Origin of the sequence: Larkinella knui (genome assembly GCF_003858645.1) — a bacterium.
Lineage (GTDB): Bacteria > Bacteroidota > Bacteroidia > Cytophagales > Spirosomataceae > Larkinella > Larkinella knui.
In genome coordinates this window covers 579,767-594,746 of record NZ_RQJP01000005.1, presented here as the reverse complement: position 1 = coordinate 594,746, position 14,980 = coordinate 579,767, and the positions used below count along the sequence as shown (strand labels likewise).

Here is a 14,980-nt window from a genome sequence, read left to right as displayed (position 1 = left end):
CTATAAAGCGTTCAGTCTGGTTTATCATCCTACAGCAGCGGCTTACTGCTCTGGATAACCGTGGTTGCTTTATCACCATCAGTGATGTCCCAGCGGATAAAGTGACTTTTTACCAGTCGCTACGTCTGATGACTAATCCCGGACGTTATCCAAACTCCTATCATGGAACTTGTCATCAAAGACCTTAGCAAGTCGTATTCCGGCAAACCGGTGCTTGCGTCTCTCAATCTATCCTTCCAGGGTGGCGACATCATTGGCCTGTTGGGTAAAAACGGTTCGGGAAAAACCACCCTGCTGAATTGCCTGATCGATTTAATTGCCCCGGATGCCGGCCAATTGTTTTTCAATGGCGAGGAGCTAACCGGCGACCGGCTGGTCTTTAAACAGACGCTGGGAATCTTGTCCGATGTCATCCCGCCGGTTCCCGAATTTACCGGAGCCGATTACCTCCGATTCATGGGTCTGATTCACCGGCTCGACGACGCCACCTGCAACCGGCGTTCGGCCGATTTGACCGACTTCTTTTTTGAAGACCCGGATGTGCTCAAAAAAAAGATTAGCCACTACTCCACCGGAATGATCAAGAAAATCAGCCTGTGCGGAGCATTGCTGCACACCCCGTCGGTATTGATTCTGGACGAACCCTTTGCCGGTCTTGATCCGATAGCCGTCCGGCAATTGCTCGCCTTTCTGCAAACCTACCTCCGGGCCGATCGCCTGATTCTGATTGCTTCTCACGACTTGAATTATGTCGAGGAACTGGCCAGCCGCATTCTGGTGCTGGACGAGACGCAGATCAAATTTGACGGAAAACTGGCGGACTTCACCGGGCAGGGCACCCGAATCATTAGCGAAGCGTTGTTCGACCTGCTGGTGCCGAAGGAAAAAAAGTCCACGTTCGACTGGCTTTAACCACCCAAAATCATGGCCTCTATCCTCTTTTTTGCGTTGCGTCGGCGATTTACGGATTACTTCAGAAATGCCGATTCGGTCATTGGGCTGGTGCTGCGGATTGCGTATATCGCGTTTCTGGCCCTGAACGCGGGTGTCGTGGGCTGGCTCATCGATCGTTCGGCCTCCTCTGATCAGTTAAAAATCGATCCTATCCAGATCATTTTTATAGTCAATGCAATTGTGTGTGGTCTTTGGGTATGGATGGAGTTTTTTCCCGCTTACAAACAACGGTCAAAACTGGTTTCAAAAGCCTTCCCGATTCCATTTCACTCCCGGTGGTTGGCAAACCTTTTCTATGATACCGCCACCTTATCCGTTGTTGGAACCGCGCTGCCTTTCTTCATCCTGAAAGCCGTTTCGAAAACATACACCAGCACCCACCTGCTTACCTCTCTTTTGCTGCTGGTCAATGCGGTTTTTTTCGTGCAACTGGTAAAGGCTTTTCTGGAAGCTACCCACCGCCGACAGGGTCTGTTTCTGTTCATCTGGGTTGCTCAAAGTGTAATGATCGTTCTTTCGATCCACTACTGGCTATTTGATCCGCTCCTGACTCTATGTATTGCCTTTGCCGGTCAGTTGCTTCTCCTCTTTTTACTGGATCGGGCCGCCAGCGAAATCACCAAAGCGACGGTTTTCCTGTTGACAACGACGCGCCTTTCACCGGTTTACCTGGCCTGCATCAACAATGCCAAATCCCGGAATGCGTTCGGTTTCGGTTTTATCTTTAAAATCGGCTTTCTGGTTGTCTTCAACTCCGCCATGACCAGCGAATTGAAAATGGGCAGCTATATGGTGATGCTCTATCTTTCGCCCGCGATTTTATTTACCTATGTTGCGAATAATTTGTGGGGGTATTTTCCGGCTTTGTGGATCACTAGTACGCTGGGAAAGCGATCGGACGTGTACCGCACCTACGGGCAGCTTATCCTGATTCCGGTGCTGATCGACCTGGCGATAACCCTGGCCCTGCTCGCTTTCAGAAAATCCCTGACAATCGAATTGGTCTGTTATTATGGCCTTGTGACCCTCTCACTGACCTTGAATGGGCTGGTATTCTCCCTCTACAAGGCGTTTTATGTGCATAACGGCCTGAACTTCGGCCAGATGAAAAGCAGTGTGAATAGCTGGAGTGTTCTGACGACCTTTCTCGTGGTTATGCTGGCCATCGGATCCGTAAAAATGGGTCTGATCACGGCTTTACTCTATAGCCTTGGACTGGTGGTTATCACGGTCTACTTGTTCCGGCGGAGGTTGCCCAACGATCCGAAAGGAATCCATCGGACGTATGAAAGCCTATTCCTGAACCGGGAATAACCGCCTAAAAACCGGCGATCGGCTATAACGCCTATAACCGTGCTGCTAGGGGTATGACGTAGGTTTTACAGGAAAGGAAATACCAGTGCGTTTTACACCTCCTCGGCCTGCAACTGCTTCTCGTACAATTCGCGATAGACCCCATTTGCCGCCAGCAGTTCTTCGTGGGTGCCGTGTTCGACCACTTCTCCTTCGTCCAGCACGAGGATTTTGTCAGCCAGCTTGGCGGACGAAACCCGGTGGGAAATTACCACCGACGTACGGTTTTCCATGATCCGGTGCAGGTTATTCAGGATGATGTTTTCGGTGTTGGTATCCACTGCCGACAGACAGTCGTCCAGAATCAGGATTTTCGGGTCGCGGGCAATGGCGCGGGCGATGGAAAGCCGCTGTTTCTGGCCACCCGACAGCGTAACGCCCCGCTCCCCGATCCGGGTGTCGAATTTTTCCGGAAATTCGATGATATTCTGGTAGAGATCAGCGTCTTTGACGGCTTGCTCGACTTTTTCCTGCGGCATTTCGGGCATCCCGAATTTGACGTTGTTGCTGATCGTTTCGGAGAACAGAAACACTTCCTGCGGCACATACCCCATTTGTCGACGAATGCTCGTCAGGCTGTACTCTTTCAGGGGAATCCCGTCGATCAGAATTACACCGTCGGTCGGGTCATACATCCGGGTGAGCAGATTGGCCAGCGAGCTCTTGCCCGAACCCGTTGTGCCGAGAATGGCCACAGTTTCGCCCGCTTTGACATTCAGGTTGAAGTTTTTCAGGGCAACAATGCCCGAATCCGGGTAAACAAACCGGACATTGCGGAATTCCACCTCACCCGCGATTTCGCGTTCCAGCGACTTTTCCGAAACCAGATCGGTTTTCACGGCCAGAAACTCGTTGATCCGTTGCTGGGAAGCGGCCGCGCGCTGGGTCTGGCTCGTGGTCCAGCCGAGGGCCATAACCGGCCACGTCAGCATGTTGACATACAGAATAAATTCCATGATGTTGCCCGGCGTCAGTCGCCCGGTCAGGATTTCCTGCCCACCGACATACACCACCAACACGTTGCTGAAACCGACGAGCAGCATAATCAACGGAAAGAATAACGAATCAACGCGCGTCAGCTGGAGTGACTTTTGCTTGTAAACGTCACTTTCAACCGTAAAATTAGTCGCCGAATTTTCTTCCCGCACGAATGCTTTCAACACCCGGATTCCCGAAAAGGCTTCCTGGACAAACGTGGAAAGCCGTGAAAGACTCCGCTGAATTTCTTCCGAACGTTTGATGATGATGGTATTGACCACGTAAATCGCGACCGACAATACCGGCAGCGGCAACAGAACGTACAGGCTCAATCGGGCGTTGATCGAAACCATGTAGCTGATAACCAGCACAAATAGCGTGATCAGGTTCAGGCCGTACATGATCGACGGACCGACATACATCCGCACTTTGCTGACGTCTTCGGAAATTCGCGCCATTAAATCACCGGTATTGTGCTGGCGGAAAAAACTGAGCGGTAGCGTCTGGTAATGCAGGTAGATTTCATTCTTCAGGTCGTATTCGATGTGCCGCGACATGACGATCAGCGTTTGCCGCACCAAAAACAGAAAGAAACCTTTCAGCAGGGCCATCGCCAGAATCAGCAATCCGTAAAACAGAATACTGAAGGCAAAAACATCATAGAGATTGCTTTGAAGACGGCTCCCGTTGTAGAGAAAATAAATGTCGAGAGTTTCCTTCACCAGGTCGAGCGAATACCGCACCAACTGCGCCGGAATGATGCCAAACAGGTTGGAAATGACCGTGAAAGTGGTTCCCCAAATGAGGTACCATTTGTATTTCAGCAGGTATTTATTAAGGTGGGAAAGTGCTTTCACAAATCAGAAGACGGCTTTCAATGGAACAAAAAAGGCTATTGGTTCGGTAACAGAAAATGGGCTGGAATAGTTTGTCATCCTGAACTGGGATTACGCGGATTAAGGGATTAACTAAGATTGACTGGCGGCTATTGAATCCTCTTAATCCCTTAATCCGTGTAATCCCAGTTCAAGACAAGTATAGTTCAAGACATTTTCCGTACTTTTGTACCCAATTACCAATCTTCGAAATATCGAACCGAGTTCTTTGTTTCTTGCCGGACCAGAATGCTAAACAGACGTTTATTGCGGATTAAAGTGATGCAGGCTTTTTATGCGCTGCGACAATCCGAATTATCGAATCGACAGTTGGCTGTCGACACCATTACCGAAACTTTTCAGCGCGACCTGAATTCCATGGAGGTCCAGAATCTCCAGCAATTGGAAGGATACCGCCGACTGGCTACGGTTTTGTTTGAAGAAGGATTGAAGGAAGGAAAGCCGTCGGACGAGGAAGAAATACCCCGCAAAGTGTTGATAGCGGCCAACCAGGCCCTGGTGGAGTACCGAAACAGCCTGACGAAAGAACGTCAGCGGGTGTTTCAGGCCCTGATCGACGACGTTCGGACGCTGGACAATTCGCTCATCCGGCTGTTGAGCCTGCTGCTCGAACTGGCGCATGTGGCCCAGATCGATCGGGAACGGACCTACAAAAATCTGGATACCCGACAGATTGCCAAAGAATCAGGGTTGGACAGTAACCGGATCATTAAGGCGCTGAAAGCCTACAAACCCCTTGAGGTTGAGCAGATTCGCCGAAAAATCGAATGGGGTGACGACCTTCAGATGGTTCGAACCATCTACAACGATGTGCTGAAAGAGGATGAACTCTACCGCACCTATTGCGAAAGTGAACAGCACACGGCCGATGAAGATCAGCAACTGGCGCAGCACGTTCTGCGCAACGTGTTATTAAAGCAGGAACCGGCAAAAAGCTTTTTTGAAGAAATCGACCTGAGCTGGTCCGAAAACAGCGAGATTGTCCGGAGTATGGCCATCAAAACGCTTAAATCCGTACAGGGTCCCGAAGGATTGAAACTCGTGGCGTTGACCGAAGACTGGGAGGAAGACCGGTCGTTTCTGGAAACCTTGTATAAAAAGGCGGTAGAAAACGACACCGAATACGAAGCATTGCTGGCCGAGCAGTTGACCAACTGGGATGTGGAACGGGTGGCGCAACTGGACAAAATAATTTTGAAACTGGCACTGGCCGAGTTGCTGAATTTTCCGAATATTCCGGTAAAAGTGACCATCAACGAATACATCGAGCTGGCAAAACTGTATAGTACGCCAAAAAGTGGCAAATTTGTCAACGGTATTCTGGATAGTTTGTCTGAGAAATTGAAAACCTCGGGGCTGCTCCGCAAAAGTGGCCGGGGGTTGCTGGATAATAAATAAGTTTACCCGTTTCCAGTTGTTTCTAGTTAATAGGAAAACTGATAATTAAGTTACGATTATGAGCAGAACAAGTCAAACCCTGATTGCCTTTGTTACGGGCTGTGTGACCGGAGCCGCATTGGGTCTACTCTATGCACCTGAAAAAGGGGCCGTTACCCGTGACCGGCTGACCTATCGTTTGTCAAAATACCGCGAACAACTTCGCTACCTGCTGGATGATGTTTTGAGAACGGATAAGCTGCCCGCCAGCCTGGCGAAAACCGAGGGCGAACGGGTAGTGAGTGATGCCCGCGAAAAGGCCGAAAAACTGCTGGAGGATGTTGACCGCCTGATGGCTCAAATCAAGCAGCAGGGCGCATAATAAGTAGTATAGTCCGGGCGGGAGTGGTCCCGTCCGGACTTTCATTTCGTTAAAAAAGTGATGAAAAACTTCATAATCGGGCTGTTCCTTCTTTCAGGAATGGTGGCCTGCAACCAGACTCAAAAAGACTCGACCAAAGAATTATCGGATAAAATGCCCAAAATTGTCTTCGCCGATACCGGTGTGTATGACTTTGGGGACATTACCGAAGGGGACACTGTTTCGCGAAATTTCAAGTTTAAAAACGAAGGCAAGTTTCCGCTGATCATCAACAACATCAACGCTTCCTGCGGGTGTACGACGCCGGAATGGCCTAAAAAACCGATTGAGCCCGGCCAGGAATCGTCGATCAAAGTGTTGTTCAACAGCCTGGGAAAACGGGGGGTTCAAAACAAAACCATAACCGTTTACGCCAATACCGACCCGGCTTACACCGAACTCGCCTTTCGGGTCATGGTGAATCCGCGCCCGGATTCGAGCCGGACAAGCACTGCACACTAAGCGCCAGTGAAGTACTGATCCACCCGATAAAACGTCAAAAACTCCTTTTAAACCACTATTTGTCCCTATGAATTTCCATTCTGTTTTGTTGCAAGCGCCGGCAGGTTCGTCCAATTCCATGGTTTGGAACATCGTGCTCTGGGTCGGTATTTTTGTTGTGTTCTACTTTTTTATGATTCGCCCTCAACAAAAAAAGCAGAAGGATCAGAAAAACTTTATCGAAAACCTGAAAAAGGGCGACGGTGTGGTGACCATTGGCGGATTGCATGGCAAAGTATACGCGGTTGAAGGCACCACAGTTATCGTTGAAGTGGACAAAGGCATCAAGCTCACGTTTGAAAAAACCGCCATCTCCCGCGAAGCCACGGTTAAATTACCAGCCTAATTAAATTTAATGATGAACGATGAATTGCGGATCAGCCCATTCATCGTTCATCGTTCCCTATTACACTTGTGCCGTTAACGACTTCTCAATCCCGCCCTGTCCAACTGCCGACGCTGATTCTGTGTCTGCTGGCAGCTGCCGTGATCTGGTTGCTGAATGCCCTCAACAAGAATAATTATACGGTAAGCGTCCAGTATCCGATCGAGTTTATCTACGATCAGAAATTGTACGTGCCAACGACGCCCTTACCGAAAACGATCTCGGTCAGCATAACCGGCAACGGCTGGAAGCTCTTCCGCAAGTCGTGGTTGCCGTTTCGGTCGCAACCCATCCGGTATTCAATCAGCCGTCCCCTCCAAACCAAATACATCAATACCGCTTCACTGGCCGCATCGTTAACGGATCACGCCAGCGATGTGCGGGTTAATTTTGTGGCAGGAGACACACTGGCGCTGAATTTTGACCGGCTGGCGGCTCAGGACGTTCCGGTAGTCGTTGATAGTGCGGGTATCGATCTGGCAGACCGGATGGTGGTTTCGAGTCTGATCAATGTTTCCCCGCGCACCATCCGTTTCGAAGGCCCCGCCCGTCTGCTGCGGGCCATGCCGGACACCATCAAAGTGACGATTCCGGCCCGGCGGCTGGCGCTTAGTTATGATGAAGAATTGCGGTTGCCCATTCCCCGTCATCCCCTGCTGCGGGCCAGTGCCGATCAGGTTTCGGTCAGTTTTGAAGTTGCCGAACTCCTGCAACCCCTGCCTCCTCCTCCACCCCAACCCGAAAAACCGGTAAAAACCGCCAAACCGGTGAAAGATCCTAAATCGACCAAAGCCAAATCGGCCCGCAAAAAATGAGCCTACCCTCAAAAAGGCCTTTACTCATTGGTGTTACCGGTGGCATCGGTTCCGGAAAAAGCACCGTTTGCCGCATCTTTGAAGCCCTCGGCATTCCGGTTTATTACGCCGACGAACGGGCTAAATGGCTGGTCGATCACGATGCCATTTTAAAATCGGATATTACCCGTTTACTGGGACCGGAAGCCTATGACATCGCCGGGCGCTATGCCCGAAGCTGGGTAGCCGCTCAGGTGTTTGGTAATCCCGAATTGCTGTTGCAACTCAATGCGTTGATTCATCCGCGGGTGTATGCCGACACGGACTTGTGGGCGCGCGATTATACCGGAAAACCGTATGTAATCAAGGAAGCGGCTTTGCTGCGGGCCGCCGGCGAAGGCGGGAACCGGCTCGATAAACTGATCGTGGTGCAGTCGCCCCTGGAACTCCGCATTCACCGCGTCCATAAACGCGACCCCCAACGCACCGAACAGGAGATTAAAAACATCATCAGCCGGCAACTCAGTGACGAAGAACGAATTGAAATGGCCGATTATGTGATTTATAATAACGAAACCCAACTGCTGATTCCGCAGGTTCTGCGGCTCCACGAAACCTTTCTGCGAACCGATTTGTAATCCACCTTTTTTACGTACCTACGGACGTTAGTCCGTATTTCCTTGAAGCTATTTTGTAATTTGGCGGTAAGAGATTACACTCAAAAACACGGACTAAAGTCCGTAGGTACGTCGTATGAAAAAACGTTACTTTCTTGCCGCCTGCGCGTTTAGCTTCCTGGCGGGTGCTTTCGTCACGGACGATGATCCTAAAAAACCGCTGACAGCCGAAATCGTCGATGCCGCTTCCCGGGTGTTCGGTCTTGAATTTACCCAATCTGAACGGGACTCCATGATGGGAAATCTTACTAATTACCGCAGCAATTACGAAGCGCTTCGGAAAATAGAGTTGACCAATGACGTTGCGCCGGCACTGTATTTCAACCCTTTACCCACCGGTTTTAAATTGCCACAGGGACCGGCTTCCTTCAAAGCCAGCCCGGTTGGAAAAATTGCGCTGCCCGCCAATCGCGACGATCTGGCTTTCTACACCGTGGCTCAGTTGGGCGAATTGCTGAAAACCCGTCAGATTACCTCCGAAGAACTGACCAGATTCTTCCTCAACCGGCTGAAAACGTACAACGCCAGGTTGTTCTGCGTCATTACGTTTACCGAAGAAACCGCCTTGCAACAGGCTCGTCGGGCCGATGCGGAAATCAAGGCGGGAAATTACCGGGGGCCGCTGCACGGTATTCCGTATGGCGCGAAAGATTTGTTTGCCAAAACGGGGTATAAAACCACCTGGGGTTCGGTTCCGTATCAAAACCAGACTCTGGATTACGACGCCACCATCATTCAGCGACTGGAAAAAGCCGGAGCGGTTTTGTGTGCCAAACTGACGATGGGCGAACTGGCGATGGGCGACGTCTGGTTTGGCGGAAAAACCCGGAATCCGTGGGACCCGACGACCGGTTCCAGCGGTTCCTCAGCCGGTTCCGGATCAAGCGTTTCGGCGGGCTTGCTGCCCTTTGCCATTGGCACCGAAACCCTGGGTTCCATTGTGTCACCGTCGAACGTCAACGGCGTAACCGGCCTTCGTCCCACCTACGGACGCGTTAGCCGCTACGGCGCTATGGCCTTGAGCTGGTCGATGGACAAAATTGGTCCGATGTGTCGCTCCGTCGAAGATTGCGCCCTGGTTTTCAATGCGATCTACGGCCCCGATGGGCATGATCCGACGGTGATCGCGGCTCCGTTCCGGTATGCTCCGCTGGCTTCGTTGAAGGGCCTTAAAATCGGGTATCTGAAAAAAGCGTTCGACGCTGAGTATCCCACCAAAGCCAATGATCAGGCCACACTGGAAACGCTCCGGAAACTGGGCGCGGACCTGGTTGCGTTTGAATTACCGGACATTCCGGTGGGCAAAATGTCGCACATTCTGAGTGCCGAAGCGGCCGCTTCCTTCGATGAATTGACGCGTTCGGGCAAAGACGATCAGCTGGTTCGTCAGGTCAAAAACGCCTGGCCGAATTCTTTCCGGTCCGCCCGGTTCATTCCGGCCGTCGAATACATTCAGGCCAACCGCATTCGGACCAAACTCATCAACGAAATGGCGCAAACCATGAAAGGCTTCGACCTGTACATTACCCCGACTTTCGGAAACTCCAACCTGACGCTGACCAACCTGACCGGCCATCCGTGCGTGGCCCTTCCTAACGGCTTTAATGCGAAGGGCTTACCCACGAGCATCACGTTCATGGGACACTTGTTCGACGAAGGCCGATTGCTGGCGGTTGCCAAAATGTATCAGGACGCGACGGCCTTTCATAAAAAACACCCGGCTCTCTGAACGTCCCGCGTTGACGGCAAGAAGTCCAGAGAACCGGGAACTGGTAGCTATTCGCCTTTGGCTTTGGCCAGTTCCGCGAACGGAATCACCCCGGCGCGTTTGGCCCAGGTGTCGTAGAGTGCGGCCATGGCTTTGACCCGTTGCGGTTCTTTCGCGCTCAAGTCCTGTAGTTCGGTCCGGTCGGTTTTCAGGTTGTAGAGTTCCCATTGGTTGGACGGAAATTCCGACACCAGTTTCCAGTCGCCCTGCCGAACGGCCCGGTTGCCTTCGTGTTCAAAATAGAGCGCATCGTGGCCTTTCCAGGCGGTCCCCCGAAATACCGGTACCAGACTCACACCCTCCGCCTGGGTGATGGCATTGCCTTTGTGCGTTTTCGGATAGGTGGCTCCTGCCAGATCCAGACAGGTCGTCATGACATCGACGATGTGGGCGGGGCGCTGGTCGACCTTGCCCGGTTTCACGATTGACGGGCCGTAGGCGACAAAGGGCGTGGCGGTTCCGCCTTCATACTCCCAGTGTTTGTAGAACCGAAAAGGCGTATTGCTCAGGTTTGCCCCTCGCTTTCCGTACGCCGTAAAAGACGTTGGATCGCTCGACGGCTTCTTGCTGCTTTCGTAAATCGCCGGCAGAAAATTGCCCGTTCCAATGTTTTCGTGGCTGGCTCCGTTGTCCGACAAAAAAAGAATGACCGTGTTCTGATCCTGCCCCATTTCTTTCAGTTTCTGCCGAACCCGGCCAATGTTCTGGTCCATCCGGTCGATCATGGCTGCGTAAACCGCCATCTTGTCTTCCCAATCTTTTTTCTCGGGTTCGCTGAGCGAATCCCAAGCCGGAATGGACGCGTCGCGGGGTGAAAGCGAACTGTTCTTCGCCAGAATGCCCATTTCTTTCATCCGCTGAAACCGCTCTTCCCGCAGTTTATCCCACCCTTTCTGGTAGGCTCCCCGGTATTTGGCAATGTCTTCGGGCAGGGCGTGCAACGGCCAGTGCGGAGCGGTAAAGGCCAGATAAAGGAAAAACGGCTGGTCTTTGGGGTTTTGATCCATAAACTCCAGCGCATGATCGGTGAACGCGTTGGTCGCGTAATAGCCTTTTTCCGGCGTATATTCCTGATCGTCCAGCGCGATGGTAAGCTTCTGGTTAGGCCGGTACGGGTCCTTGCCAAAATAGCTGCTGGCCCCGTCGATCAATCCAAAATACCGGTCGAAACCGCGTTTCACGGGCCAGCCTTCCGGTTTGGTGCCGACGTGCCATTTTCCGGCCATGTAGGTTTTGTATCCCGCCGGTTTTAACGCTTCCGCAATCGTGACGCAATGCTGGTTGAGGTAGCCCTGATAAGCGGGTTGTTGTCGGGTATTGACCATGTCGCCCACCCCCGCCTGATGCTGGAAAAGGCCCGTCAGCAGCGACGCCCGGGTGGGGCAGCAGCGCGACGCGTTGTAGAACTGCGGCATCCGAAGGCCGTTTTTGGCCATCTCGTTGAGGTTGGGCGTCTGGATTTCGGAGCCGTAGCAACCAATGTCGGAATAGCCCATGTCGTCGGCCAGAATCAGAATAATGTTCGGTTTTTTCACCGGCGGTTGCAGAGCGGGAGAAAAAACGAAGGTCAAAGCCAGAAGAGCCACCAAGAATTTAAGTACCATCTTTTCAGGTCGTTAAGGATTATTGATCAGAAAATTACTACCGGTTTTAAGCCCCGGCGGGATTCATTTAAACAGGCCGGTATTGCCTTTTTCCCAAACCGGCATCAGCCGTTTTACAACGTCCGGGTGCGCATCGGCCACGTTACGGTTTTCGTTCGGATCTTGTTGGTGATCATATAATTCCACCGTAGGTTCCTGCGCCCGAAAATACCGGGTCAACCGGTAGCGATCCGTGCGGACGGTGATGCCGCGCTTGAAATAACTGTAGGCGGCATGCTCACCCCAGTCGGCCGGTTTACCTTTTTTCAGAAGAACGCTGAAGCTTTTTCCGTCGAGCCGGGCCGGTGCTTGTAACCCGCATAACTCCATCAGAGTGGGATACAGATCAATCGAACTCACGATTTCGTTCCGAACCGCGCCGGTTTTCATACCGGGCGTTTTGACAAGCAGCACGCTACGGACGGCCTGCTCGAAAATCGTGTGTTTGCCCCAAACCCGGTAGTCGCCCAGGTGCCAGCCGTGATCGCTCCAGACCACCACAATCGTATTTTCAGCCATGCCCACCTGGTTCAGTGCCGCCAGAACCTTGCCCACCTGCGCATCCGTATAACTCACACTGGCGTAATAGGCATGGCGCAATTTGCGGGCGTAGGCATCCGAAACCGGTTTTTCCAGTGAAGCCTGTTCGTCGCCCAGCGCATACTGATTGAACTCGGCACTCTCGTGCAAACTGGCCGGGTTGACGTTTTCGGGAATGGTGGGCGACGGCGTCAGCGGAATCTTCGCTTCGTCATACAAATCCCAGTATTTTTGGGGTGCATTGAACGGCAGATGCGGTTTAAAAAAACCGATGCCCAGAAAAAACGGTTGCTTTCTGCCCGCCAGTTCCTTCAATTTTGCCACCGCCAGATTGGCCGTCAATCCGTCTGGATACTCCTCGTCGGCCACGTTCGCGGCTTCATACGGCTTGACTTTCGATTGCTGCCCCTGCCGGTTCGAACCGTCGGCATACCCAAAAAACGCATTCCAGCCCGTTTTCCATTTTCCCGCATCAAACAGCATTTCGTCCCAGCTATGCGGCAACTCCAACTGATTGCTTTTCGGGTCGTTGTAGCCATACACGTAGCCGTCAGGCGAGTGGCTGATTTTCCCCATGCCAACGGTGTAATAGCCATTCCGGCGCAACTGGTCGATGAACGTTTCCGGCTCGTCCGTCCGGGGTTTGCCGGACACCTGCTTTTCAAGGGCTTCGTTGGTAATATCCACCGGATTCCGCGGCAACCGCCCGGTGAGCAGGCTATACCGCGACGCCCCACAGGTCGGTTGCGTGACGTACTGCCGCGTAAAAAGCACGGATTGCCGCGCCAGCCGATCCAGATTCGGCGAATGAACCACCGGATTGCCGTAGCATTTCAGATCAGGACGCAGGTCGTCGATGCAGATAAACAGCACATTCGGACGCTGCGGCTGACTTTCCCGTTGTGGGATAAAAGCCAGGGTGACGAGCAAACCGAAAGCAAGCGAGCAAACCAAAATCCCTTTCATCCTTTACATGAATTACACCCATTTTTAACAGCCCACGGTTTGAATCGTGGGCTAACCAGAATCATTTTTCTTTTTTCAATAACCGGGATTCTGGGTAAACTCACCCGGATTCGTTACCCGGTCGATCTGGGTTTGGGGAATGGGCCGAACCAGGTGCATTTCCTTGATATTGGGGGCCGCATCGAGGTTGTATTTTTTGACCCGCGCCAGCAGTTGTCCGGTGCGTTTGAGATCATACCAGCGGTGCATTTCACCCGCCAGTTCGCGCCCCCGTTCGTCGAGAATAAAATCCAGGCTAAGGTCACTGGCCGTGATCTGCATCTCTTTTTCTTTTCCGGCCAGAGCCGCGCGGGTTCGCACCACGTTAAAATAAGCAGCCGCTTCGGTCAGTTTATTCTGACGCCAGGCCGCTTCCCCGGCAATGAGGTACATTTCGGCCAGCCGGATGACGATGAAATCCCGGCGACCATCGGTGGCGTTCACGCTCGTTCGCAGCGGATCGATGTATTTTTTGATCACCGGAAACCGCCGGCGCTGCCCCCCGCCAATCTCATTGTTGGTGATGGTCGACGCGCCTACCCACGTATCCTTGAAGTCGATGTACCAGTAAGGAGCCTGGTTCTGAACGGCATCCGGCACCGAATACGGGACAATTTTAATGGCGGTATCGCCCGGCATGACGGTTTTTCCGTTAATCGTGCCTTTGTTGTTGGCAAACCAGACGGTTTTGAACGACCCTTCCCAGCGGCTGTCTTTCGCCGGATCGAACAGCTTGATCAGGTAGTTGGTCGGCATAAACCGCTGATACGCCCGGCCATTGGGCAGATCGCGAATGATGGTCGGATTCTGGGTATAATCGAACAAAAAGAACAAATGGCTCTCATTACCGGCCCCGTTCGTCAACGGATCGGCGGTGTATTGGACCGACCACACCACCTCCGCATTCGCATCATTGTTAATATCCCACAAACTGGCGTACGACTTAAGCAACTGAAAATCATACCCTTTCGTCACCTGACTCGCCAAGCGTTCGGCCTCGGCCCAGTTGCCCAGCGTCAGCTGAACGCGGGCCAGCAGTGCCTCCGAAGCCGGTTTGGTAATCCGCCCGTACGCAGCCGCTTTGGCGGGCAGATGTTCAATCGCGTATTGCAGATCCGGCACAATGCCTTGTTCATAAATCGTTTTTACGGGCGTTTTTTTGGCCGTGGTCTGTACGCCGATGGTTTCTTCCAGCGAAAAATGGACGTCGCCAAACTGCTGAACCAGATGAAAATAATACAAGGCCCGCAGAAAACGAGCCTCGCCAATGATCCGCGTCCGGTTGGCTTCCGTGAGCCCCGCCACGCCCGGAGCCCGGTTGATGACGGCGTTGGCCTGGTTGATGCCCACGTAAAAGTTATCCCAAATCACCGTTACGAAGGCATTGGAACCCAGGAAGTTGGCGGAGTAATTGTTGATATCGGGATAATTGGTGACCCCGCCAAAACCGTTGGTGAACATATCGGTTCCGGGAACGGTCAGGAAGAAAGCCTCTTCGCGGCCATAAAACCGGCGCAGGGGCGTATAAACCGCTTTCAGGCCGTCTTCCAAACCGCCGGGCGTCGAATAGTAGCTGTCGGCGGTGGCCAGTCCAACGGGGGTTTCTTCCAGAACGCTCTGGCAGGAAAAGAGACCGACCAACAGCAGGGTCAGGCAGAAAATAGAGTTTATATTTTTCATGGCTGGAA

13 protein-coding genes are annotated in these 14,980 nt (G+C 52.4%); 9 read left to right on the top strand and 4 right to left on the bottom strand.

The features are described from left to right. Window positions 1-162: 162 nt before the first annotated feature. Window positions 163-912: an ABC transporter ATP-binding protein gene (locus EHT87_RS24755; RefSeq protein ID WP_124909349.1), complete on the top strand. Its 750-nt coding sequence runs from the start codon at window positions 163-165 to the stop codon at window positions 910-912. A gap of 12 nt (window positions 913-924) precedes the next feature. Then, window positions 925-2,268: a hypothetical protein gene (locus tag EHT87_RS24750; protein ID WP_124909348.1), complete on the top strand. Its 1,344-nt coding sequence runs from the start codon at window positions 925-927 to the stop codon at window positions 2,266-2,268. A gap of 92 nt (window positions 2,269-2,360) precedes the next feature. Here EHT87_RS24750 and EHT87_RS24745 read toward each other — a convergent pair whose 3' ends face one another. After that, on the bottom strand, window positions 2,361-4,142 hold the full coding sequence (locus tag EHT87_RS24745; RefSeq protein ID WP_124909347.1) for an ABC transporter ATP-binding protein: 1,782 nt from the start codon (window positions 4,140-4,142) through the stop codon (window positions 2,361-2,363). 267 nt (window positions 4,143-4,409) lie between these two features. On the opposite strand from EHT87_RS24745, the gene nusB reads away from it, so the two are divergent. From nusB to EHT87_RS24710, 7 genes are all read left to right on the top strand, one after another. Next, window positions 4,410-5,579: a transcription antitermination factor NusB gene (nusB, locus tag EHT87_RS24740; protein ID WP_229321327.1), complete on the top strand. Its 1,170-nt coding sequence runs from the start codon at window positions 4,410-4,412 to the stop codon at window positions 5,577-5,579. A 58-nt stretch (window positions 5,580-5,637) separates the two neighbouring features. Continuing rightward, window positions 5,638-5,940 carry a YtxH domain-containing protein gene (locus EHT87_RS24735; protein ID WP_124909346.1) on the top strand — a complete coding sequence of 101 codons (303 nt, stop codon included), beginning with the start codon at window positions 5,638-5,640 and terminating at the stop codon, window positions 5,938-5,940. 60 nt (window positions 5,941-6,000) lie between these two features. Next, window positions 6,001-6,441 carry a DUF1573 domain-containing protein gene (locus EHT87_RS24730; protein WP_124909345.1) on the top strand — a complete coding sequence of 147 codons (441 nt, stop codon included), beginning with the start codon at window positions 6,001-6,003 and terminating at the stop codon, window positions 6,439-6,441. Window positions 6,442-6,508: 67 nt separating this feature from the next. Further along, window positions 6,509-6,826: a preprotein translocase subunit YajC gene (gene yajC, locus EHT87_RS24725; RefSeq protein ID WP_124909344.1), complete on the top strand. Its 318-nt coding sequence runs from the start codon at window positions 6,509-6,511 to the stop codon at window positions 6,824-6,826. A gap of 68 nt (window positions 6,827-6,894) precedes the next feature. After that, on the top strand, window positions 6,895-7,680 hold the full coding sequence (locus EHT87_RS24720) for a YbbR-like domain-containing protein (protein ID WP_124909343.1): 786 nt from the start codon (window positions 6,895-6,897) through the stop codon (window positions 7,678-7,680). Then, window positions 7,677-8,297 carry a dephospho-CoA kinase gene (gene coaE, locus EHT87_RS24715; protein WP_124909342.1) on the top strand — a complete coding sequence of 207 codons (621 nt, stop codon included), beginning with the start codon at window positions 7,677-7,679 and terminating at the stop codon, window positions 8,295-8,297. Before EHT87_RS24720 ends, coaE begins: the two co-directional genes overlap by 4 nt. Window positions 8,298-8,412: 115 nt before the next feature. Beyond that, window positions 8,413-10,065: an amidase gene (locus tag EHT87_RS24710; RefSeq protein ID WP_124909341.1), complete on the top strand. Its 1,653-nt coding sequence runs from the start codon at window positions 8,413-8,415 to the stop codon at window positions 10,063-10,065. Between the two features lie 47 nt (window positions 10,066-10,112). Here EHT87_RS24710 and EHT87_RS24705 read toward each other — a convergent pair whose 3' ends face one another. The 3 genes from EHT87_RS24705 to EHT87_RS24695 all read right to left on the bottom strand — a co-directional run bounded on the left by EHT87_RS24705 (window position 10,113) and on the right by EHT87_RS24695 (window position 14,972). Beyond that, window positions 10,113-11,708: an arylsulfatase gene (locus EHT87_RS24705; protein WP_124909340.1), complete on the bottom strand. Its 1,596-nt coding sequence runs from the start codon at window positions 11,706-11,708 to the stop codon at window positions 10,113-10,115. A 63-nt stretch (window positions 11,709-11,771) separates the two neighbouring features. Continuing rightward, a complete protein-coding gene (locus EHT87_RS24700; RefSeq protein WP_124909339.1) occupies window positions 11,772-13,253 on the bottom strand; it encodes a sulfatase in 1,482 nt (493 codons plus the stop codon). 75 nt (window positions 13,254-13,328) lie between these two features. Next, a complete protein-coding gene (locus tag EHT87_RS24695; protein ID WP_124909338.1) occupies window positions 13,329-14,972 on the bottom strand; it encodes a RagB/SusD family nutrient uptake outer membrane protein in 1,644 nt (547 codons plus the stop codon). Window positions 14,973-14,980 lie beyond the last annotated feature (8 nt).

Excerpts from the sequence above, each read along its gene's own strand:
- EHT87_RS24755 (WP_124909349.1), top strand. The coding sequence starts at position 163 with ATGGAACTTGTCATCAAAGACCTTAGCAAGTCGTATTCCGGCAAACCG.
- EHT87_RS24750 (WP_124909348.1), top strand. The coding sequence starts at position 925 with ATGGCCTCTATCCTCTTTTTTGCGTTGCGTCGGCGATTTACGGATTAC.
- nusB (WP_229321327.1), top strand. The coding sequence starts at position 4,410 with ATGCTAAACAGACGTTTATTGCGGATTAAAGTGATGCAGGCTTTTTAT.
- EHT87_RS24735 (WP_124909346.1), top strand. The coding sequence starts at position 5,638 with ATGAGCAGAACAAGTCAAACCCTGATTGCCTTTGTTACGGGCTGTGTG.
- EHT87_RS24730 (WP_124909345.1), top strand. The coding sequence starts at position 6,001 with ATGAAAAACTTCATAATCGGGCTGTTCCTTCTTTCAGGAATGGTGGCC.
- yajC (WP_124909344.1), top strand. The coding sequence starts at position 6,509 with ATGAATTTCCATTCTGTTTTGTTGCAAGCGCCGGCAGGTTCGTCCAAT.
- coaE (WP_124909342.1), top strand. The coding sequence starts at position 7,677 with ATGAGCCTACCCTCAAAAAGGCCTTTACTCATTGGTGTTACCGGTGGC.
- EHT87_RS24710 (WP_124909341.1), top strand. The coding sequence starts at position 8,413 with ATGAAAAAACGTTACTTTCTTGCCGCCTGCGCGTTTAGCTTCCTGGCG.
- EHT87_RS24705 (WP_124909340.1), bottom strand. The coding sequence starts at position 11,708 with ATGGTACTTAAATTCTTGGTGGCTCTTCTGGCTTTGACCTTCGTTTTT.
- EHT87_RS24700 (WP_124909339.1), bottom strand. The coding sequence starts at position 13,253 with ATGAAAGGGATTTTGGTTTGCTCGCTTGCTTTCGGTTTGCTCGTCACC.
- EHT87_RS24695 (WP_124909338.1), bottom strand. The coding sequence starts at position 14,972 with ATGAAAAATATAAACTCTATTTTCTGCCTGACCCTGCTGTTGGTCGGT.